This window comes from Methylobacterium sp. W2 (assembly GCF_020662345.1).
Classification (GTDB): Bacteria; Pseudomonadota; Alphaproteobacteria; order Rhizobiales; family Beijerinckiaceae; genus Methylobacterium.
Map to the genome: position 1 here is coordinate 94,458 of NZ_VMOA01000004.1, position 21,332 is coordinate 115,789.

The window sequence follows — 21,332 nt, forward strand, 5'->3', positions numbered from 1 at the left end:
ATGACCGAGAAGACGTCGCCTGCCAACGAAACCATCCAGGGCTTCCTCGACGGGCTCGCGAGCTCGGCCCCGACCCCCGGAGGCGGCGGAGCCGCCGCCATCTCCGGTGCCATGGGCGCAGCACTCCTCAGCATGGTGTGCAACCTCACCATCGGAAAGAAGAAGTACGTCGAGGTCGAAGGCGAGCTGAAGGAGATCCTTGGCAAGTCGGAAGCGCTCCGGGCGGAACTCACCGGCATGATCGCCGACGATGTCGAGGCCTTCGACGCGGTGATGGGAGCCTACGGCCTGCCGAAGGGCACCGACGAGGAGAAGGCGGCGCGCGCCGCCCGAATCCAGGAGGCCCTCAAGGTCGCCACCGACGTGCCGCTCGCCTGCTGCCGCGCTTGCCGCGAGGTCATCGACCTCGCCGAAGCCGTGGCCGACAAGGGCAACCTCAACGTCATCTCCGATGCCGGTGTGGCGGTCCTGTCGGCCCATGCCGGCCTGCGCAGCGCCGCGCTCAACGTCTATGTCAACGCCAAAGGCCTGGACGATCGCGGCTTCGCCAATGAGCGACTGAAGCAACTCGAAGAGTTGCTCGGGCCGTCAGGACCATTGAACGAAAAGATCTACGAGGTCGTCAAGGCCAAGGTGAACTAAGATCAACGACAGGCCGGCGAGAACAAACTCAGCCGGCCTTTTCGTCTAAAAAATACATTCCGGCCGCCGTTAAAGGCGGAGTGAAAGAGAATGTAAAAAAATATTACAACAGAAGCTCTTTCCGTGAAGTGAAATTTACGAGAGTGTCTGTCCCAGGGAAAAACGCCGAGGAGAACGCACATGGACGTGCATGAGTATCAAGCCAAGGAGCTGCTCGCCGGATTCGGCGTTGCGGTCCCCAAGGGCGCGGTGGCCTTCAGCCCCGACCAGGCGGTCTATGCCGCCACCGAGCTCGGTGGCTCGTTCTGGGCGGTGAAGGCCCAGATCCATGCCGGCGCCCGCGGCAAGGCCGGCGGGATCAAGCTGTGCCGGACCTACAACGAGGTCCGCGATGCCGCCAAGGATCTCCTCGGCAAGCGTCTCATCACCCTGCAGACCGGCCCCGAGGGCAAGCCCGTCCAGCGCGTCTATATCGAGACCGCCGACCCGTTCGAGCGTGAGCTCTATCTCGGCTACGTCCTCGACCGTAAGGCCGAGCGCGTCCGCGTCATCGCCTCCCAGCGCGGCGGCATGGATATCGAGGAGATTGCGGCCAACGAGCCCGAGGCCCTGATCCAGGTCGTGGTCGAGCCGGCCGTCGGCCTGCAGCAGTTCCAGGCCCGCGAGATCGCGTTCCAGCTCGGCCTGAACATCAAGCAGGTTTCGGCGGCCGTGAAGACGATCATGAACGCCTACCGGGCGTTCCGCGATTGCGACGGCACCATGCTGGAGATCAACCCTCTCGTCGTCACCAAGGACGACCGTGTCCTGGCGCTCGACGCCAAGATGTCCTTCGACGACAACGCCATGTTCCGCCGGCGCAACATCGCCGATATGCACGATCCCTCGCAGGGGGATCCGCGCGAGGCCCAGGCCGCCGAGCACAATCTCAGCTACATCGGCCTCGAGGGCGAGATCGGCTGCATCGTCAACGGCGCAGGATTGGCCATGGCCACCATGGACATGATCAAGCATGCAGGCGGCGAGCCGGCGAACTTCCTCGATGTCGGCGGCGGCGCCAGCCCCGACCGCGTGGCGACGGCCTTCCGGCTCGTCCTCTCGGACCGCAACGTCAAGGCGATCCTCGTCAACATTTTCGCCGGCATCAACCGCTGCGACTGGGTCGCCCAGGGCGTGATCCAGGCGGCCAAGGAAGTGAAGATCGACGTGCCGCTCATCGTCCGGCTCGCCGGCACGAATGTCGAGGCGGGTAAGAAGATCCTGGCCGAGAGCGGCCTCGACCTCATCACCGCCGACAGCCTGTCGGACGCCGCCACCAAGGCCGTCGCCGCCTGCGACGCCGCCAAGCGCAGCCACTGAGACGAGGGGAGGATACGTCATGAGCATTCTGATCGACGAGAAGACCCCGATCATCGTCCAGGGCATCACCGGCGATAAGGGTACGTTCCACGCCAAGGAGATGATCGAGTACGGCTCGAACATTGTCGGCGGCGTCACCCCGGGCAAGGGCGGCAAGACCCATCTCGGCGTGCCGGTGTTCAACACCGTCAAGGAAGCCGTGGAGGCCACCGGGGCCACCACCTCGATCACCTTCGTCGCCCCGCCCTTCGCGGCGGACGCGATCATGGAAGGCGCCGATGCCGGCCTCGCGCTGATCTGTTCGATCACCGACGGCATCCCGGCCCAGGACATGATGCGGGTGAAGCGGTATCTGCGCCGCTACCCCAAGGACAAGCGCACGATGGTGGTGGGCCCGAACTGCGCCGGCATCATCTCGCCCGGCAAGTCGATGCTCGGCATCATGCCCGGCCACATCTATCTGAAGGGGAATGTCGGCGTGATCTCGCGCTCGGGCACCCTCGGTTACGAAGCGGCCGCTCAGATGAAGGAGAAGGGCATCGGCATCACCACCTCGGTGGGCATCGGCGGTGACCCGATCAACGGGTCGTCCTTCCTCGACCATCTCGCCCTGTTCGAGCAGGACCCCGACACCAAGGCCGTGCTGATGATCGGCGAGATCGGCGGTCCGCAGGAGGCCGAGGCCTCCGCCTGGATCAAGGAGAACATGTCGAAGCCCGTTATCGGCTTCGTCGCCGGTCTCACCGCCCCGAAGGGCCGCCGTATGGGCCATGCCGGTGCCATCATCTCCGCCACCGGCGACAGTGCCGCCGAGAAGGCCGAGATCATGCGCTCCTACGGCCTCACCGTGGCCCCCAGCCCCGGCGATTTTGGCTCCACGGTCGAGCAGGTGATGCGCAAGCTCGCCGCCTGAACGCGTCAACCCTCCCCCCTCAGCGGGGGAGGGTAGTCGCGGAGCGACCGGGAGAGGGGCTGGGCCGCCCGGCCGCCGACGGACCCAACCGCAAAAACCACCCCTTGATCGCCCCGACGCTGCGTTCCATGCTGCCGGGGCGGCCGCACCCTTACCGTTGCCCGCGCGTCCCCAGCGGCCATCGGCTCAACTCTGTTCGAGGTGGCCATCCGATGACCGATACCCTCCACGCCCCGGTCGGGACCCTCGACCATCCCTTCGCGCCACCGGTCATCACCGGCACGTCGTCGAAGGAGGCGCTCGACATCCTGTTCCACGCCCTGCTCGAAGTCGCCCGCCGGCATGAGCCGGAACTGGAGGCCGTGCTTCTTGGCAAGGCCAACATCTCGGAATTCTCGCCCGAGCTCCTCGCCCGCGCCCTCCAGGTGCAGGGCATCTGGTTCCAGCTGCTCTCCATCGCCGAGCAGAACGCCGCCATGCGCCGGCGCCGGCATTTGGAGCGCACCAAGGGACGGGCGGAGCTCGGCGGCAGCTTTAGCGCGGTTCTGGCGGAAGCGGTGAAGAACGGCATTAAGGCGCCCGAGATTCACGCGCTGCTGAAGGATCTGCGCATCCGCCCGACGATCACGGCGCACCCCACTGAGGGCAAGCGCGTGACGGTGCTGGAGAAGTTCCGCCGCATCTATCTCGTTCTGCGCGAACTCGAACTGCCGCGCTGGACCGAGCGCGAGCGCAACGGTCTGATGAACGAGTTGCGCGACCAGATCGAGCTCGTCTGGATGACCGGCGAACTCCATCTGGAGAAGGCCACCGTGGAGCGCGAGGTCGCCTGGGGCCTGCACTTCTTCGACGAGACCTTGTTCGAGATGCTCCCCGAGGTGCTCTACTCGTTGGAGGAGTCGCTCGCCGAATACTACCCGGACGAAAAGTTCGAGGTGCCGGCCTTTTTCCAGTTCGGCTCCTGGATCGGCGGCGACCGCGACGGCAATCCCTACGTCACCTCGTCGGTGACCCGCGCCACGCTCCAGCGCAACGCGCTCGCCTCCCTGCGGCGCTACCGCGACGGGGTCACGGCCCTCGGCCGCACGCTGTCGCTCACCGAGCGCTCGCTGCCGGTGCCGGCGACGTTCAAGTCCGAACTCGCGCAGCTTCTCGCGGAGAGCGGCGACGGGCGCGCCATCGCGAGCCGCAATCCGGGCGAGGCCTATCGGCAGTTCCTCACCTGCATCCTGCGCAAGCTCGAAGCCACCATCGCGCGCAACAAGGGGCAGCGCACGAGCGGCCCCGACTACCCGAGCGCCGACGGGCTCATCAACGACCTGCGCCACCTCGAAGCCGGTCTCAGCGACGCGAATTGCCCGTCGCTGGCCATCGACCTCGTCCGGCCGGTGCGCCGCATGGTCGAGATCTTCCGCTTCTCCACCGTGCGCCTCGACTTGCGCGAGAACACTACGCGCACCACGAAGACGCTCCACGCCCTGTGGCAGCAGAGCCACGGTCAGAACAAGACGCCGCCCGCCCTCGAATCCCCCGAGTGGAAGAGCTGGCTGCTCTCCGAACTGGCGAAGCCGATGCACGGGGAGCGCTCGTTCGAGAGCCTGCCCGACGATGCCCGCGAGACGCTCGAGACGTTCGCGCTCGTCGGCGAAATGCGCGAGCAGCTCGACCGCGAGGCCTTCGGCTCGTTCATCCTGTCGATGACCCGCTCGGTCCCCGACATCCTCGGCGCCTATCTCCTCGCCAAAGAAGCCGGCAACTTCCTCGATGCCGCCGGCACCGAGATCTGCTGCCTGCCAATCGTACCCCTGTTCGAGACCATCGACGACCTGCGCGCCGCGCCCGCCATCATGAAAGAGCTATTCTCGATTCCCGTCGTGCGCCGCTCCACCCGCTGGCAAGGCGGGATGCAGGAAGTGATGATCGGCTACTCGGATTCGAACAAGGATGGCGGCTTCGTCGCCTCGAACTGGGAATTGTACAAGGCGCAGGACAAGCTGACACAGCTCGGCAAATCGTCCGGCGTCCCAATCGCCTTCTTCCACGGTCGCGGCGGCTCGGTGAGCCGTGGCGGGGCGCCCACGGCCCGGGCCATCGCAGCCCAGCCGCCCGGCTCGATCAACGGTCGCTTCCGCACCACCGAACAGGGTGAGGTCGTCTCGTTCAAGTATGCCAACCGCGGCACCGCCGCCTATCAGATGGAGCTCCTCGCCTCGTCGGTGTTCGACCACGCGCTGAAATCGGAGCGCGAGGCGGCCAAAGTCCCGCGCAACGAATTCGACGACACGTTGGAGGCGCTGTCGGGCGCCTCGCGCGCGGCCTACGTCAACCTGATCCAGCACCCCGATCTCGTGACCTATTTCCAGGCCGCGAGCCCGCTCGACGAGATCGCGCTCCTCAACATCGGCTCGCGCCCGGCGCGGCGCTTCGGCGCCCGCTCGCTGGCGGATCTGCGCGCGATTCCCTGGGTCTTCGCCTGGTCGCAGAACCGCCACGTCATCACCGGCTGGTATGGCGTCGGCTCGGGCCTGAAGAGTTTCCTCGACGTACGCGGGGCGCAGGGCGAGGCACAGCTGAAGCGGCTTTTTGCCGAATCGAAGCCGTTCCGCCTCATCCTCGACGAGGTCGAGAAGACACTTCTCATGGTCGATCTCGCCATCGCGAAGGATTACGCCGGTCTCGTGCCCGACGAAGCCGCCCGCAACAGTATCTTCCCGCTGATCGAGGCTGAGTACGAGCTGACCCGCGAGATGGCCCTGCGTGTCAGCGGCGACCGCGAACTGGCCGAGCGCTACCCGCAGTTCCGGGACCGCCTCGTCGGCCGGCTGCCGACGATCAACCAGGTCAGCCGCGAGCAGGTGGAGCTGCTCCGCCGCTTCCGGAGCGAGGAAGACGAGGACAAGCGCGAAGCGGTGAAATCCGCGTTGCTGCTCTCGATCAACTGCATCGCCGTCGGCTTCGGCGCGACGGGCTGAGGCATTTGTAAGGATACCGAGGGTCGGACACGGCCCTGGGGCTGGCGTGCGAGCGCCCCACGACCGGTATGGTGAACCGCGTTTTGCGGCCTCACCACCCACAACGAACCCAACCAAGGAAGGATTTCCCGATGAGCTTTACCCTGATCCAGCAGGCGACTCCGCGCCTTCACCGCTCGGAACTCGCCGTTCCCGGCTCCAACCCGACCTTCATGGAGAAGTCCGCCTCCTCGAAGGCCGACGTGATCTTCCTCGACCTCGAAGATGCCGTCGCTCCCGATGACAAGGAGCAGGCCCGCAAGAACATCATCCAGGCGCTCAACGACCTGGATTGGGGCACCAAGACCATGATGATCCGCATCAACGGTCTCGACACCCACTACATGTACCGCGACGTGGTCGACATCGTCGAAGCCTGTCCGCGCCTCGACATGATCCTGATCCCCAAGGTCGGCGTGCCGGCGGACGTCTACGCCATCGACGTGCTGACGACCCAGATCGAGCAGGCCAAGAAGCGCGAGAAGAAGATCGGCTTCGAGGTGCTGATCGAGACCGCTTTGGGCATGGCCAACGTGGAGGCGATCGCAACCTCGTCGAAGCGCCTGGAAGCCATGTCCTTCGGTGTGGCCGACTACGCCGCCTCGACCCGCGCCCGTTCCACCGTCATCGGCGGCGTGAACAAGGACTTCTCGGTGCTCACCGACAAGGACGAAGCCGGCAACCGCGAGACCCATTGGCAGGATCCCTGGCTGTTCGCCCAGAACCGCATGCTGATCGCCTGCCGCGCCTACGGCCTGCGCCCGATCGACGGCCCCTTCGGCGACTTCTCCGATCCGGACGGCTACACCTCCGCCGCCCGCCGCTGCGCCGCTCTCGGCTTCGAGGGCAAGTGGGCGATCCACCCCTCGCAGATCGACCTGGCCAACGAGGTGTTCACCCCGTCGGAAGCCGAAGTCACCAAGGCCCGCCGCATCCTCGAAGCCATGGAAGAAGCCGCCAAGGCCGGCAAGGGTGCCGTCTCGCTGGACGGCCGCCTCATCGACATCGCCTCGATCCGCATGGCCGAGGCCCTGATCGAGAAGGCCAACGCGATGTCGGCGAGCTGATCCGCTCACTTCGTACACATCGCTAAGCAGGACGGCCGCTTCCGGAAGGGGCGGCCGTCCTCGCTTTAGGCCTGAAATGTCCTATCGTTCACGGTGTGTCGCCGTGAGAACAGGCGCCGGGGCCACTCTCTTCCGCTACGCGAAGACGGCCACACGGCTCCGATCTCGTCGACCGACAAGGGAGAAACCATCATGCACGTGACCATCGAAGACGCTCACAAGGCCATCGAGGCCGCTCGCGCCAAGGCGGTCGAGCTCGACACCCAGATGTGTATCGCCGTCGTCGATTCCGGCGGTAACCTCAAGGCGTTCTACCGCATGGATGGCGCCTGGGTCGGTTCCATCGACATCGCCCAGAAGAAAGCCAAGACCTCCGTGTTCTTCGGCATGATGACCGGGCAGATCGGCCAGCTGTCGCAGCCGGGCGGTCCGCTCTTCGGCATCGAGCATTCCAACGAGGGCCTGATCACCTTCCCCGGCGGCATCCCGATCGTCGACAAGGACGGCGAGATGTCTGGCGCCATCGGCGTCAGCGGCTCCAGCGTGGAGAACGACCACGCCGTGGCTCTCGCCGGTGCGAGCACGATCGGCGCCACCGAACTGCCCGCGCATCCCTGGCGGACGTAAGACCGCATGACGGACACGGTTCATTGGGTGCGTCGCACCCGATGAACACCGTCGGTTAAGCATGCGCGCCCTATCACGGTCCCACCACCCCGAGCCGTGACAGGAGCGCCGATGACCCGGGACCAACTCGCCGCCGAACTGAAGCGCATGGCCACAGCGCAGGTCGCCGACATCGAGCGTGCGGTCAAGGACGGCCACCGGACCATCGCCCTCAACGAACTGGCGGATCTGAACCGCCAGCTGAAGGCGCTGGCCGCAGCCGTGAAGGCCCGGCCCGTCGTACGAGCCTGATACCTCAAAGTCCGACGCGACCGCCTCAGTAGCGCGGATCGCGTCCGCGCTCTTCCAACGGCGGCCCCTCCAACGGCGCCTCTTCGGACAGGCGCTCGTTGCGGGCGAGCCCCTCCGCCGGGCGCTCTTCCCCTCGATCGATCCCTCGCCCGGGACGCGCTTCATCCACGAAGGGAATATCGCGGGGAGGCAACGGGGGCCGCCGCAAGGGTCTCGCCTCGCCGTATGCGCCATCCGGCTCCGGCGGCAAGCGGTCCGAACGCTCCTCACAGATCGTCACCCGTTTCACGATCTCCTCCCCATCGGGCGTGATCCGACGTCGGACCACGGCCCGGCATGGCGCGATGAGACGCGCCGCTCCGCGCTCCGGGCCTAACTCCTCGATCGAAGGCGGGGGGCGCCGCTCGACGGGGAAGTCGCGCGGCGCTCCATAGGGCTCGGGGAAATCGGCGGCGAGAACGGGCACGCCGCAGAGCGCGAAGACCACGAATCCCGACAGGATCGGTGGCATGCGGAGCTTGGCAAAGGACGAAAACGGGTTTTCGAGCACGGAACGCTCCGGAGGGAGGACCGCCCCCGCCATGGGGTTGCGGCACGAAACCATCCTGCCATCGTGCCGCTGAACCGGAGTATCCGTGAGCGCTCGGATAGTGTTCATCTCGGTGCGCGCGGCCTCGCTGCCGGTAATCCCCGCCTCGATACGGTCATGCCTTGCCGTCGACGGCCTTCAATTGCGCCACGAGGTCGGCGATCTCGCCCCGGGCCCGGGCCACCGCAACGGAATCCTTGCCGCGCACCACGATCCGGTTGGCAAACCCCTGCTGCGTCATCGACGGATAGGAGCCGATGGAGACGCCGGGGTGAGCCTTCGCAATTTCGCTCAGGCCCGAGGCGTAGTTGCCCTCGGGCAGGTTCCCGGCCTCGATCGTCTCCGACAGAACGCGGGCGCCCGTCGCGAGGGTGGGGCCGATCTCATCGAGCATGGCCTGCATGATCGCTGGCACCCCGGCCATGACGAAGACGTTGCCGATGCGAAAACCGGGGGCCTTGGAAATCGGGTTGGCGATGAGGTCCGCCCCCTGCGGGATACGCGCCATGCGCAGCCGCGCCTCGTTGAGGTCTTCCGGCTTGTGCCGCTCAAGCAGCATGGCCCTGGCGCGCGGATCGATGTCGATCGTCACGCCGAAGGCGACGGCCACGCAATCGGCGGTGATGTCGTCATGGGTTGGGCCGATCCCCCCGGTGGTGAAGAGGTAGGTGTAGCGGGTCCGCAGTGCGTTCACCGCCTCGACGATCTCCGCGGCCTCGTCGGGAACGATGCGAACCTGCCGCAGGTCGATGCCGACGGCCGTGCAGTAGTCGGCGATGGTGCCTATATTCTTGTCCTTGGTCCGCCCGGACAGGATCTCGTCGCCGATGACGAGGATCGCGGCGGTGATGGGGGAGGGAGTGGCGTCGGTCATCAGAATCCGTGGCGGTCGCGAGGTGATGGAGCACGACGTAGCGCGACGATGCCCACCTGACCATGGCGGCTCCCTGGTCCGGCAGGCGGGCTACTGATAGGTGCGGGACATCCGCTCGGATGTGGAGTTTCGCCCGATGAAGTTCGCAGCGCCGCTGATCGAGGGCCGGCTCGTCCAGCGCTACAAGCGGTTCCTCGCCGATATCGAGTTGGCGGATGGCAGCCTCGTCACCGCGCATTGCGCCAATCCGGGCGCCATGCTCGGCCTCGTCGTGCCTGGTTCACGCGTCCTGCTTTCGGCCTCCACCAACCCCGCGCGCAAGCTCGGCTTTTCATGGGAGCTGGTGGAGGCTGACCTCCCCGGCGGTCCGCAATGGGTCGGCATCAACACCATGCGGCCCAATGCCCTCGTCGCCGAGGCCTTCGCCGAGGGCCGTCTCCCGCCGTTGGCGGGATACGCTTCGCTGCGTCCCGAGGTGCGCTACGGTCGTGCCAGCCGGGTCGATTTCCTGGCCACGGGCGAGGGCGTGCCGCCCTGCCACGTGGAGGTGAAGAACTGCCACCTTCTGCGCCAGCCGGGTCTCGCCGAGTTTCCCGATTGCGTCGCCGCCCGTAGCGCGCGGCACATGGACGACCTGACGGAGGTCGTCGCCCAGGGCGGCCGGGCGATGCTGATCATCGTGGTGCAGATGCAGGCCGAGCGGTTTGACGTGGCGAGGGACCTCGACCCGGCCTTCGACCGGGCCTTCTCCAGGGCGGCGGCGGGCGGGGTCGAGATCCATGCCCATCGCTGCCGCATCGATCCGACCGGGATCTCCATCGCCGACGCGATCCCGATTATGCCGTGGAGCGGCAGAGGTGCGTGAGCCGCCATCGTCGACGCCGCGCGATTTCATGGCCCCTGCGGCCGAATCCGTGGCATGCTCGTGTCCCGACGATCCAAGGAGACGATCATGGCGAGTGAGAAACCACGCGGTGGCCGCGAAGCGAAGAAGCCGAAGAAGCCGGTCGTCAAGACGATCGCCGCAGCCCCCTCGACCAAGGGCACCGTAAGCATCGGCGCCAAGAAGTAGCGCCACGTCAGGCGGGCGGCGCTGCCTCGACTGACGTCGGCGGCGCCACGCCCCCGAGTTCGAGAAGAACGATTTCCGGCGGCACCCCGATCCGGATCGGGACACGGCTGACGCCGAAGCCGCCGGAGACGATCATATGCCGTCCGCCGAGGACGACATGGCCGTAGGTCAGATCCTTGTCGCGCGCGAACGGGCTGAGCGGCGACATGCCGAAGAGCCGAACCTGGCCGCCATGCGTATGCCCGGACAAGGTCAGCGAGACGCGCCCCGGCACGGCGGGAAAGATGTACGGCTCGTGCGCCATGAGAAGGATCGGAGCTTCGTCGCTCACCTGCGCCAGGGTGCCGGACAGATCGTCGCGGCCGCGCCGATCGCCCCGCGGCAGGAACGGTTCCTGATCTCCGAGACCGGCGATCCAGAACGGGTGACCGTCCTTCACGAGCCTGAGAACCGTGTTCTCCATCACCGGAATGCCGCGCGCCTCCAGCACGCGCTGCGCTTCGACGGGTCCGCGCCGCGTCGCCTGGGCAAACTCGTCGTCCCACCAATCATGGTTGCCGAGGACGGCGTGGACTCCGAGCGGGGCTCGCAGGCCCGCGATCACCCGGGCGAAATCGACGAGCGGCACCTTGCGCGTGGTCACGCTGGGGCCGGACGGATAATCTCCCAGGAGCAGGATGAGATCGGGTTCGAGCCGGTTCGTCGCATCGACGATCTCGGCGATCCGGTCGAGCGGCATGGTCGGCTCGCCGACGTGGAAATCGGCGAGGACGGCGACTTTCAGTCTCAAACCCGTAGTCCAGCCGGGCAGCACCGGAGCGTATCGCGTCACCACGAGGCGATGGCGCGGCTCGATCACGAAGCCATAAGCGCCCGTCGCGGCCATTAGCGCCGTGCTCGCACCGGCTCCGGTGAGGAACTGCCGTCTCGTCGGCAGGATCAACATATCATCGTCCTCGACCGCGGAGTGGATACGAATTCATTGCCCTGGGGCGGTTACGAATCCGGCGCAGTCAGATTCCGCTGAATGTGTCTCGATGACCAAGCCCGTGAGGGCTTGGTCGCAATGTCTCGCTGAAAGGCGCTCGTCTCGGGAAAGAACGGCCTCAAACGAGGGGCGCATCCTCGTGCTGGAAGCGGGAGAGCTGCCGGCGGGCGGCGAGTTTCCGGGCCGCCTCTTTCGCGGCGGATGCCGAGACGTGAACCGCTGCGGCGAGGGCGGGCAGTGCCACGGGGCGGAAACCTTCGCGATCGGTTACCAGACCGGACGCGCGGGGCGTCGACGAAATGGCTGCGCGCTGGTTCAGTTCGGGGCGGGACATGGGAACGGGTCCTGTTTCACGGTGTCGGAACGCCACCAGATCCTCGTTTGTCTGGTTGGCGATCACGCCGGTCTCTCGGGCACCCTCGAAGAGGTTCGACCCGGACCGGCGCTGAGCGGCACAAGATCCATATGCGGCGAAGGATCATGAACGGGAGCTTAAGGATAGGCGAAAGTTCAGCAGGGTAGAGTTCCATCTCGCCGCGCTGCGTGTCTTGCGACACACGCAAGCAATATTGGAAAAATAAAAAATACCATTCCGCAGCGCAATCTGACCTTCATTGCGACGCGGAAGATCTAGACTTTTATGTGGCAGCGCCGCCCTAAAGCGCCGCCTTCAGGCCTTCCGATGCGATCCAGGCCTCGGTCCGGTCGAGGGCACGGGTGAGGCGGTCGAACAGCGTGTCGATCTCGTCGTGCGAGATGACCAGGGGAGGGCAGACCGCCACCCGGTCACCGGCGAGGAACCGGACGATCAGACCCTCGGCCTGCGCGAAGGCGACGCAGCGGGCCGCAACGCCGGCCTTCGGTTCGTATTGACGCTTGGATGGCTTGTCGGCGACGATCTCCAGGCCTCCGATGAGACCAAGTCCCCTTGCCTCGCCGACGATGGGGTGTTCGGCCAGTGCCGTAAGCCGGGCCTGGAAATGCGGAGCCTTCTCGGCGACGCCTTCAACGATGCGATCGCGCTTGTAGATCTCGATGGTCTTCAACGCCACGGCACAGGCGACGGGGTGACCGGAATAGGTGGTGCCGTGGCCGAACGTCCCGAGCTTGGCGCTCTGCGTCACCAGCGCCTTGTAGAGCGGCTCGTCGATGCTGATGCCACCCAGTGGCATGTAGCCCGATGTCACAGCCTTGGCGAAGGACAGGCTGTCGGGCCGCATCCCCAGGGCTTCGGAGCCGAACCACGTGCCGAGACGCCCGAAGCCGCAGATCACCTCGTCGGCGATGAAGCGCACGTCGTAGCGGTCGAGCACGGCCTGGATCTTGGCGAAATAGCCGGCCGGTGGGGCGATGGCGCCGCCCGCACCCATCACCGGCTCAGCCACGAAGGCGGCGACGGTATCGGGCCCCTCGCGCAGAATCAAGGCTTCGAGCTCGTCAGCGAGGCGTTGCGAGAACGCCTCCTCGGTCTCGCCGGCCTCGGCGAAGCGGTAATGATGCGGGCAGCCCACATGCAGGAAGCCCGGCAGCGGCAGGTCCCAATCAGCGTGGTTGGCCGTGAGGCCGGTCATCGAGGCCGTGGCGACGGTGACGCCGTGATAGCCCTTGATCCGCGAGATGATCTTCTTCTTGGCCGGGCGCCCGAGTGCGTTGTTGAGATACCAGGTCAGCTTCACCTGGGTGTCGTTAGCCTCCGAGCCGGACGAGGTGAAGAAGATCTTCGACGTCGGGATCGGCATCAGCTCCTTCAGCGTTTCCGCGAGCTCGATGGCCGGGTCGTGGCTGCGGCCCGAGAACAGGTGGGTGAAGGGCAGGCGCGACATCTGCTCGGTCGCCGCCTCCACCAGTTCCTCGTTCGAGTAACCCAGCGCCGTGCACCACAGGCCGGCCATGCCTTCGAGATAGGGCCGACCGTCGCTGTCGTAGACCCAGACACCATGGCCGCGCTCCAGCACCAGGGGGCCGGTCTCGCGGAAGGTGGAGAGGTTGGTGTAGGGATGGATCAGCGTTTCGACGTCGCGGGTCGCGAGGTTCGAGAGCATGGGCCTGCCGTTACCTGTGGAAGCGGGCCGGTTCGGCCCCGTGTTCATGCGATGCCACACTAGCGACCCGGCGCGCCTTCACAAACCCATCCCGTCACCGCAGCGCCTCGCACGGATCGTCAGGACCATGCTCGACCCCGCAACCTTCGTGGCCCATCCGGCGCCCGGCCGCTCATGCGGAACCTGCACCCTGTGCTGCAAGGTCTACGACGTGCCCGCGGTGGAGAGCGTCGCCGGCCAATGGTGCCGCCACACCAAGCAGGGCAGGGGCTGCGCCATCCATCCGACGCGGCCGGACCATTGCCGCGCCTTCCACTGCCTCTGGATGACCGAAGCCTGGCTTGGCGCCGAGTGGAAGCCGGAGAAGGCCAAGATGGTGCTCGCCCTCGATCCGGTAACGAAGAACATGAACGTCCAGGTCGATCCCGGCCAGCCGAATGCGTGGCGGCGCGAGCCGTATTACGCACAGTTGCGGCGCTGGGCCGCCGCATCGCTGGCGCAGGACCGTCTCGTCCTCGTCCATCTCAACATATCCACCACCGTGATCCTCCCCGACCGCGACGTCCCCCTCGGCGTGTTCGAGCCCGGCGACAGGATCGTGCGGCGAGATCGCGCCGGCACCTTTGATGTCGAGAAGGTGAGGGCCGGCGCGTGAACCAGACCCGCCAACGCCGTCTCGTCGGCATCCTGTTCGACAAGGACGGCACCCTCATCGATTTCGACCGGACCTGGGGGCCGGCGGCCCATGCGGTCATGAATTGTCTGGCCGGGGGCGACCGGGGGCGCCTGGAAGACCTGATGGCAGTGAGCCACTACATCGAGGAGGAGCGCCGTTTCCTGCCGACGTCGCCTCTCATCGCCGGTTCCTCGGCCGCCTATGGCCCACTCTGGGCGAAGGTCCTGGGCCAGCCTGCGGGACCGGATTTCTACGGGGAGATAGACCGGCTGTTCCGGCGCGAGGGTCTCGCGCATCTGTGTCCCATCGGCGAACCGGCGGGAGTGGCACGCGACCTCGTCGATCGGGGATACGACCTCGGTATCGGCACCAATGACGCCGAAGCCTCGGCCCGGGCGCAAGGCGATGTTCTCGGCCTGACACCGCATCTAAGCTACGTCGCGGGTTACGATTCCGGTCACGGATCCAAGCCGGAACCCGGCATGGTCAGCGCCTTTGCCGCGCATCTCGGCGTCGCGCCGGGGCGGATCGCGATGGTCGGGGATTCACCCTACGACCTCGTCGCCGGCCGCTCGGCCGGGGCCGTGACCATCGCCGTCCTCAGCGGCCCCCTGGGGGAGGGAGCCCGTGAAGTCATGGCACCGCTCGCCGACCATGTGATCGCCTCGATCGGCGATCTGGCCGCCCTGCTCGACCGGATCGCCGATGAGGAGACGTCATAGGCGGCCGTCCCAGGGCGGATGGAAGGGGAATTTTTACCGGTACGCGACCATAGTTCGGACCGCCATCGAGAGGCCCTTGGTTGCGCCATGCGTCATCCCATCCGGCAGAGCGATGGCGCAACAATGATGGGGCGATGGCGCATCGCGGACGCTTCGCCGTCGCGCCACCCTCCCTGCTTTTGCGGTGAGTACCCGACGATGATCCGTGACGACCGCACCGGCTTCAAGGGCGGCAGCCTTGCGGCTCCGACGAAGCGCGACATTCTCCGCGGCGTCGCCGGCACGGCCTTCACGGCGGCGCTACCCTTCATCGCCTCGCCCGCCCTCGCGCAGACGGGGAAGGCGCCCAAACACGTGCTCGTTCTCGGGGCCGGCATGTCCGGGCTGACGGCGGCGCTGGCACTCCTGCGCCGCGGCCACCGCGTCACCGTGATCGAGTATCAGGACCGCATCGGCGGCAGGCTCTTCTCCCTCCCGCTGAAGAACGGGCAGTTCACGGAGGCCGGCGGCGGGCATTTCCGGTCCAACATGCCCTATGTGCTGAGCTACGTCCGGCGCTTCAACCTGCCGCTCCTCAGCCTCAACGACGGTCTTCCCCGCTACATGGTCGGCGGGCAGACCGGGACGGGCGCCGACCTCGCCAACTGGCCCTGGGCTGTCTCGCGGGAGGAGCGCAACGTCAGCGTCGCGACGAGCCTCAACCGCTATCTCTACCGGGCCGGACTCGACACCGATTCGGTGCTCGATTCCCGCTGGCCCGACCCGGATTCCCTGGCGCGCTACGACAACGTCACCGTGGGCGACCTCGTGAAGGGCGTCGGCGCCTCGGACGCCTTCTGCCAGCTCCTCGACGCCCATGGCGGCACCTTCACCAGCCGCTCGCAGGCGCTGGGTGCCATTCCCGACCTCGCCTATCATTTCGGCGACCAGAACGTGTTCCGCATCGAAGGTGGCAACAACCGTCTGCCCATGGCGCTGGCGGGGGCGATCGGCCCGGCCAACATCGTTCTCAAGGCCGAGGTGGTCAGCATCGAGCAGACCAACGGCGGCGTCCGGGTCGGCACCCGCGACGGCCGCGACTTCTCCGGCGACGCGATCGTATCGACGATCCCCTTCAGCGTCCTCGGCGGCATCGATGTGAAACCCGGCTGGTCGGAGGGCAAGCGGCGCATGTTCGCCGAGATGGAATGGGACAAGACCGTGAAGGTCATCGTCCAGACCAGGACGCCGTCCTGGCTGTCCAAGAACGTCCATGGCTGGCCGATGGCCGGCGGCGACCGGCCCTGGGAGCGGGTCATCGACATCACCGGCAACGAGACCGGCTCGCATGGAAACGTCTTCTTTTACCTCAACGGCGCCAATGCGGAGGCGATCCTGGCCCGCCCCCGCGAGACGCGGGCTCAGGTGACCGTCGATCAGTTCCGCGCCGACATGCCCGACCTGTTCGACGAGGTGATCACGGTGAAGGATTTCGCCTGGACCGAGCAGCCCTGGATCAAGGGCTCGTTCGGCTCGCCGCCCCTGGGCGGCGGCTGGATGATCCGGGAATGGACGACGCCCGAGGACCGCCTCCATTTCGCCGGGGACTTCACCAGCCTGAAGACCGGCTGGGTCGAGGGCGCGATCGAGGCGGGCCTGCGGGCCGCCCGTCAGATCGACCCGCTGGTGGAGGCCGAGGGCCGACCGGTTATCCGTCAGTCGCTCTGACCATTCGGGATTTGGCACGTGCGGCGGACGTCCGCCGTTGTCTGGTGTCAGGTCTCCGAATCGGCGCGGGCCACGTCGCGCCACTTTAGAACGAGCTGCTCGAAGGCCGCGATGTCGTCCTGTGGCAGTGTGCCGAGGGTGCGGGCGACATAGGCCTTCTGCGCGGCGATGCCACGGGCCGCGATCTCGGTCCCGGCCGGAGTGAGGCGGAGGGCGTGCGAGCGCCGGTCGCCGGGAATGGCGTGGCGCTCGACGAAACCGGCCTGCACGAGCCGGTCGATCAGCCCCGAAACGTTGCCCTTGGTGACGTAGAGGCGGGCGGCCAAATCCTGTTGCGTCAGCCCCTCGCGTTCGGTGAGCGTCGAGAGCACGTCGAATTGCGGGATGGACAGCCCGAGGCCGCGCAGCTCGGCCGCCATCGCGGCGGTCACCCTGCGGTTGAGGCGGATGAAGCGGAACCAGACCCGCAGTGGGTCGTCCGATGGGGCATCGGTCACGGGATTTTCGGGCGCTGCGGTCGGATTCATGGCGACGCCGCTATAGCAGAAGCAGGCGGCATCGAAAGCGCGGCCATCTCGCGGGTGGCGTCGGAAAGCGAGGCCCGGTAAAGCTTTGGGCTCAAGCGCGCGGGCACCACCTCCCGATGGCGCGGCGATCTCCCGGACAGCGATTTCACCCGTATCATGCGTCGTTCGCTTATCGAGGAGCCCATCACCCGCGCCGGTCCGCTCTCGCGCGGGACCGCGATCCTGTCGGTCCTCGTGACGCTGTTCGCCCTGGTTCTGGTGCGCGACCCACGGGCGGAGGAGGGGCCCGCCCTGGTGACGCTGGCGTCCGGCCTCGTCCTGGCGGTGATCGCGATCGCCTTTGCCGTCTACGCCTTCATCCGGGTCTGGCGCGAGGGAGCGCGCGGAGTGGGAAGCGCTCTCGCCGGTCTGTTCCTCGCCGCGATCACCCTCGGTTATCCGGTCTTCGTCGGTCTGCGCGGCCTGCGGCTCCCCGCCATCATCGACGTGACCACCGATACCGACAACCCGCCCGCCTTCTCGCGCTCGCATGCTGCCTTCGCGGCGCGCGAAGGCCATTATCCCCCCGATCCGGGGCCACAGGCACGGAGCGCGCAGCGCGCCACCTATCTGCAGATCGCCCCGCTCACCCTCGACCTCGACGCCAACGCCGCGTTCGAACTCGCCCGGAAGGCCGCGGTGAACCGCAAATGGCAGATTGTGGAGGCGATCCGCCCCGGGGGCCGCGTCGGCAATGGCCGGATCGAGGCGGTGACGCGCGGGCTCATCCTGAACCTCGCCAGCGACATCACGGTCCGTGTGCGACCGAGGGCGGACGGAGCCCGGATCGACGTGCGCTCCGCCTCCCGCATCGGCGACCGCGATTTCGGCGCTAATGCCGACACCATCCGGGCCTATCTCGACGAGGTCGCCAACCTCGCCATCGCCGTCAAGTGAGCGGTCGGGCCGGCCCTCGTCGCCCTTGTGGGGCGGAGTTGGAGGTCGGGGTAGTCGGGCGACCCTCAGCTTGCGGAGGCTGGCGGAGCCACCTCCGCTCCTAAACTCTCCCCACAAGGGCTACGATGTTCACACATCGCGCGGGCAGCGCGGGTCCCCTCTCCTGGAAGGAGAGGGACAGGGTGAGGTGTGTGACTTCTCCGGAGATGGACCACACCTCACACCAACCCTCTCCTTCCAGGAGAGGGAGCCGGTCGCGCCTCATGCCGAGCTCTCTTGGATAGAGCAGCAGCCGTCGCGCAAATGCGTGAATCCAACAGCCTTCGTGAGGAGGAGTTGGAGGTCGGGGTGGTCGGGCGACCCTCCCGCTGCGGAGGCTGGCGGAGCCACCTCCGCTCCTAACCTCTCCCCACAACGGCTACGATGTTCACCTATCTCGTGGGCAGCGCGGGTCCCCTCTCCTGGAAGGAGAGGGACAGGGTGAGGTGTGTGAATTATCCGGAGATGGACTACACCTCACCCCAGCCCTCTCCTTCCAGGAGAGAGAGCTGGTCGCGCCTCATGCCGAGCTCTCTTGGATAGAGCAGCAGCCGTCGCGCAAATGCGTGAATCCAACAGCCTTCGTGAGGAGGGGTTGGAGGTCGGGGTGGTCGGGCGACCCTCCCGCCGCGGAGGCTGGCAGAGCCACCCGCGCTCCTAACCTCTCCCCGCAAGGGCTACGATGTTCACACATCGCGCGGGCAGCGCGGGTCCCCTCTCCTGGAAGGAGAGGGACAGGGTGAGGTGCGTGACCTCCCCGGAGATGGACCACACCTCACCCCAACCCTCTCCCTCCAGGAGAGGGAGCCGGTCGCGCCTGACGTCGAACTTTTTTGGATAGACGAACAGCCGTCGAGCGAATGCGTGAATCCAACAGCCTTGGGGCGGGAGTGGGAGGTGGGGGTGGCCGGGTGACCCTTAGGCTGCGGAGGCTAGCGGCGCCACACTCACTTCTGCCCTTTCCCCAAGAGGGGGAGAGAGACGCGGGATGCCTAAAAAGGGCAGAGGTGTGAATCCAGTCGCCAGACGGGGGAGGGGGCCTAGCGCGACCGCCCGATCCGGGTCCGTCACACGAAGCCGGTTTCAGGCCGGCCTGTAGGTGCTGTCGAGGCGCGGCGGGCCGTCGGTGACGACGAGTCCGCGCTCCACCAGATCCTCCAGATGGGCGAAGACCGAGAGCGCCGCCGCACCCTGGAGGGGTGCACTGAGTCCCTGATAGATCACGCCGACGATGGAGCGGATGTCGCGGTCCCCGGCCTCGATCCGGCTGCGGATCGCGCTCTCGCGCTGGCGCCGGTGGGCGGCGAGGCCGCGGACGAAGCGGCGCGGATCGCGCACGGGGCCGCCATGACCCGGCCAGTAGATCGTCTCGTCGCGCCCGCGCAACGCTTCGAGCGACGCCATGTAGGCGCGCATCGAACCGTCGGGGGGGGCCACGATGGTGGTGGACCAGGCCATCACGTGGTCGCCCGAGAACAGGGACGCTTCCTCCGGCAGGGCGAAGGCGAGGTGGTTCATGGTGTGGCCCGGCGTTTCCACCGCCCGCAGGGTCCAGCCCGGCCCGTCCAGCGTGTCGCCCTCCGCCATCTGGCGGTCGGGCCGGTGGTCCCGGTCGGCGCTGGCGTCGAGATGCGGGAACTCGCCCTCCGCGAGGAGTCTGGCGGCGCGATGCGGGCCGCAGCCGACGATAGGCGCGCCGGTTTCCGCCTGCAGCAGGCGGGCGCCGGGCGAGTGGTCGCGATGAGTGTGGGTGACGACGATGGCGGTGAGCCGCTCGCCGGCAATGGCGGCGATCAGCGCCGCCACGTGAGCGGCATCGGCCGGGCCGGGATCGATGATCGCGACCTCGCCCCGTCCGACGATGTAGCTGCAGGTGCCGCTCGACGTGAACGGACTGGCATTGGGACAGATGCGCCGGCGCACCAGGGGCGACAGGCTCACGGTCTCGCCGTTTGCCGGCGCCGCACCGTCGAAATTGGGATCCGCCGCGGTGTCGCCGTCGTCGCTGGTCTTGGTCATGCGGCACCTGGGAACGATCACACTCGCGTCCGCCCCTAAGCCATCATGGGGCGGGCCACAACGGAAGCCCCCGCCATGAGTGACGTCAGCGGGTGAAGGGCGAGGACACCACGACGCGGACGACGGCGAAACCCGCACCGGCGTCCTGCCGGCGCCGAACGTCGCCAAAGCCTCCGGTCCCATCGCCGGCGCCCATCTGGGCGACGCGGATGCGCGGAGCGCGGTCGACCGCTCGGCCGGCCTGACGGACATCCTGCTCGGCGGCGCGGGCATCGGCCTCGCGCCGGACGACGTCGATCTTGCGGTCGATGCTGCGGCGCTCGCGCCGGGAGAGGAGACCGGCCTCGCGAAAATCCACCACCGTGAAGCCGCCGGGCCGGGTGGAGACCACCACACGGGCGCTCGATGGGGTGGCGACCACGTCGCCCACCCGCGCGGTCGGGTCGCGCTCGATCGGCAGAGGCGCCGCCGCCACGCCGTCGGGCTGGCAGGAACACTGCTCGACACGCCTGGTGCGGTAGAGATTGGCGACCTCGAGGGCTCGGTAGGGACGCCCGTCGAGGCTGACGGCCCGGTCGAGATCGTTCTGCTTCGCACCCAGCGTGTAGAGGCTGGTGGCGGCGTTGGGGCAGGCCGCGGCACAGGCCGCCTCGTGCAGGGGAACATCGGAGCGGGACACCAATCGCCCGAGAGGGAACAGGTAGCCGTCGCAGGCCCGGACGCAGACCGTGCGGGCTCCCAGCGCCGAGGCGGTCCGCGCGGCGGAGGCGACGCGGCTCGCACGGGCGGGGGAGGGTCGCGTGAGACGAGCCAGGCGTGGCGTCTGGCGCGGCGCCTGGGCCGCCGTGATGCGGCCCGCTTGGGGAAGGGAGGCGTAGCGGGGCCGGGCAGGACGCGGCATCGAAACGGGCGCGGGCTGCGGCTGGACCGCCGGCCCGCGAAAGATCTCTTCGAAGAAACTGAAGATGCCCCCCTGCTCGGAGGCCTGGACGAGGCTCGATCCGGCAACGACACCGCCGAGACCGAGGATCAGCCGGGCCATGACCGGGGCGGCGATCTGCGTCTGTGACGCGAAACTCGTCCGTCTCCTGCCGGGGTTCGTCGACCGCATCGTTTTCTTAATCCCTCGGCAACCATCCGTTAGGACGCCCGTCCTGCCTAAAGCCGAGGCGTGCGCCTTCGCAACGGGGGTAGACCACCGAGTCTCACCGATCGGCGACCGACCGGTCCC

At 67.3% G+C, this 21,332-nt stretch carries 20 protein-coding genes; 12 read left to right on the forward strand and 8 right to left on the reverse strand.

The window, feature by feature from the left end; genetic code table 11:
* From fchA to FPV16_RS03575, 7 genes are all read left to right on the forward strand, one after another.
* Complete coding sequence (gene fchA, locus FPV16_RS03545; RefSeq protein WP_227436136.1) at positions 1 to 642, forward strand: methenyltetrahydrofolate cyclohydrolase; 642 nt, start codon at positions 1 to 3, stop codon at positions 640 to 642.
* Between the two features lie 180 nt (positions 643 to 822).
* Positions 823 to 2,001: a malate--CoA ligase subunit beta gene (locus FPV16_RS03550; RefSeq protein WP_227436138.1), complete on the forward strand. Its 1,179-nt coding sequence runs from the start codon at positions 823 to 825 to the stop codon at positions 1,999 to 2,001.
* Positions 2,002 to 2,020: 19 nt separating this feature from the next.
* Positions 2,021 to 2,914: a succinate--CoA ligase subunit alpha gene (sucD, locus tag FPV16_RS03555; protein WP_018042400.1), complete on the forward strand. Its 894-nt coding sequence runs from the start codon at positions 2,021 to 2,023 to the stop codon at positions 2,912 to 2,914.
* A 212-nt stretch (positions 2,915 to 3,126) separates the two neighbouring features.
* On the forward strand, positions 3,127 to 5,886 hold the full coding sequence (locus FPV16_RS03560; RefSeq protein ID WP_227436140.1) for a phosphoenolpyruvate carboxylase: 2,760 nt from the start codon (positions 3,127 to 3,129) through the stop codon (positions 5,884 to 5,886).
* A 131-nt stretch (positions 5,887 to 6,017) separates the two neighbouring features.
* A complete protein-coding gene (locus FPV16_RS03565) occupies positions 6,018 to 6,992 on the forward strand; it encodes an HpcH/HpaI aldolase/citrate lyase family protein (RefSeq protein ID WP_018042403.1) in 975 nt (324 codons plus the stop codon).
* A 192-nt stretch (positions 6,993 to 7,184) separates the two neighbouring features.
* A complete protein-coding gene (locus FPV16_RS03570; RefSeq protein WP_227436142.1) occupies positions 7,185 to 7,619 on the forward strand; it encodes a GlcG/HbpS family heme-binding protein in 435 nt (144 codons plus the stop codon).
* A gap of 111 nt (positions 7,620 to 7,730) precedes the next feature.
* Entirely contained in the window at positions 7,731 to 7,910 is a 180-nt protein-coding gene (locus tag FPV16_RS03575; protein WP_018042405.1) for a hypothetical protein, read from the forward strand.
* A gap of 25 nt (positions 7,911 to 7,935) precedes the next feature.
* Here the strand turns inward: FPV16_RS03575 and FPV16_RS03580 are convergent, their stop codons facing one another.
* Together FPV16_RS03580 and FPV16_RS03585 are read right to left on the reverse strand one after the other, a co-directional pair.
* Positions 7,936 to 8,460, reverse strand: a complete 525-nt coding sequence (locus FPV16_RS03580; protein ID WP_227436143.1) for a hypothetical protein — start codon at positions 8,458 to 8,460, stop codon at positions 7,936 to 7,938.
* A gap of 154 nt (positions 8,461 to 8,614) precedes the next feature.
* A complete protein-coding gene (locus FPV16_RS03585) occupies positions 8,615 to 9,373 on the reverse strand; it encodes a competence/damage-inducible protein A (RefSeq protein ID WP_227436146.1) in 759 nt (252 codons plus the stop codon).
* A gap of 136 nt (positions 9,374 to 9,509) precedes the next feature.
* On the opposite strand from FPV16_RS03585, the gene sfsA reads away from it, so the two are divergent.
* Positions 9,510 to 10,238 (forward strand): DNA/RNA nuclease SfsA, encoded by a 729-nt coding sequence (gene sfsA, locus FPV16_RS03590; protein ID WP_227436148.1) that lies wholly within the window; start codon positions 9,510 to 9,512, stop codon positions 10,236 to 10,238.
* A gap of 214 nt (positions 10,239 to 10,452) precedes the next feature.
* On the opposite strand, the gene FPV16_RS03595 is transcribed toward sfsA, so the two are convergent.
* From FPV16_RS03595 to FPV16_RS03605, 3 genes are all read right to left on the reverse strand, one after another.
* On the reverse strand, positions 10,453 to 11,391 hold the full coding sequence (locus FPV16_RS03595; protein WP_227436150.1) for a metallophosphoesterase: 939 nt from the start codon (positions 11,389 to 11,391) through the stop codon (positions 10,453 to 10,455).
* Between the two features lie 160 nt (positions 11,392 to 11,551).
* Entirely contained in the window at positions 11,552 to 11,767 is a 216-nt protein-coding gene (locus tag FPV16_RS03600; protein WP_227436151.1) for a hypothetical protein, read from the reverse strand.
* A 322-nt stretch (positions 11,768 to 12,089) separates the two neighbouring features.
* Positions 12,090 to 13,475, reverse strand: coding sequence for an aminotransferase (locus FPV16_RS03605; RefSeq protein WP_227436154.1), 1,386 nt, complete (start codon positions 13,473 to 13,475; stop codon positions 12,090 to 12,092).
* Between the two features lie 127 nt (positions 13,476 to 13,602).
* Between FPV16_RS03605 and FPV16_RS03610 the strand changes: the two genes are divergently transcribed.
* The 3 genes from FPV16_RS03610 (at position 13,603) to FPV16_RS03620 (ending at position 16,580) form a co-directional block, all read left to right on the forward strand.
* Positions 13,603 to 14,130: a hypothetical protein gene (locus FPV16_RS03610; protein WP_227436155.1), complete on the forward strand. Its 528-nt coding sequence runs from the start codon at positions 13,603 to 13,605 to the stop codon at positions 14,128 to 14,130.
* The gene (locus FPV16_RS03615; RefSeq protein ID WP_227436157.1) at positions 14,127 to 14,873 is read left to right on the forward strand and encodes an HAD family hydrolase; all 747 of its coding nucleotides are present in this window, start codon (positions 14,127 to 14,129) and stop codon (positions 14,871 to 14,873) included. Before FPV16_RS03610 ends, FPV16_RS03615 begins: the two co-directional genes overlap by 4 nt.
* Before the next feature lie 198 nt (positions 14,874 to 15,071).
* Positions 15,072 to 16,580: a flavin monoamine oxidase family protein gene (locus FPV16_RS03620; protein ID WP_227436159.1), complete on the forward strand. Its 1,509-nt coding sequence runs from the start codon at positions 15,072 to 15,074 to the stop codon at positions 16,578 to 16,580.
* A gap of 47 nt (positions 16,581 to 16,627) precedes the next feature.
* Here FPV16_RS03620 and FPV16_RS03625 read toward each other — a convergent pair whose 3' ends face one another.
* Complete coding sequence (locus FPV16_RS03625; protein WP_413629166.1) at positions 16,628 to 17,107, reverse strand: MarR family winged helix-turn-helix transcriptional regulator; 480 nt, start codon at positions 17,105 to 17,107, stop codon at positions 16,628 to 16,630.
* 156 nt (positions 17,108 to 17,263) lie between these two features.
* Between FPV16_RS03625 and FPV16_RS03630 the strand changes: the two genes are divergently transcribed.
* Entirely contained in the window at positions 17,264 to 18,043 is a 780-nt protein-coding gene (locus FPV16_RS03630) for a DUF1499 domain-containing protein (RefSeq protein ID WP_227436161.1), read from the forward strand.
* 1,122 nt (positions 18,044 to 19,165) lie between these two features.
* On the opposite strand, the gene FPV16_RS03635 is transcribed toward FPV16_RS03630, so the two are convergent.
* Positions 19,166 to 20,101, reverse strand: a complete 936-nt coding sequence (locus tag FPV16_RS03635) for an MBL fold metallo-hydrolase (protein WP_227436163.1) — start codon at positions 20,099 to 20,101, stop codon at positions 19,166 to 19,168.
* 85 nt (positions 20,102 to 20,186) lie between these two features.
* Entirely contained in the window at positions 20,187 to 21,212 is a 1,026-nt protein-coding gene (locus tag FPV16_RS03640; protein WP_227436166.1) for a DUF2865 domain-containing protein, read from the reverse strand.
* Positions 21,213 to 21,332 lie beyond the last annotated feature (120 nt).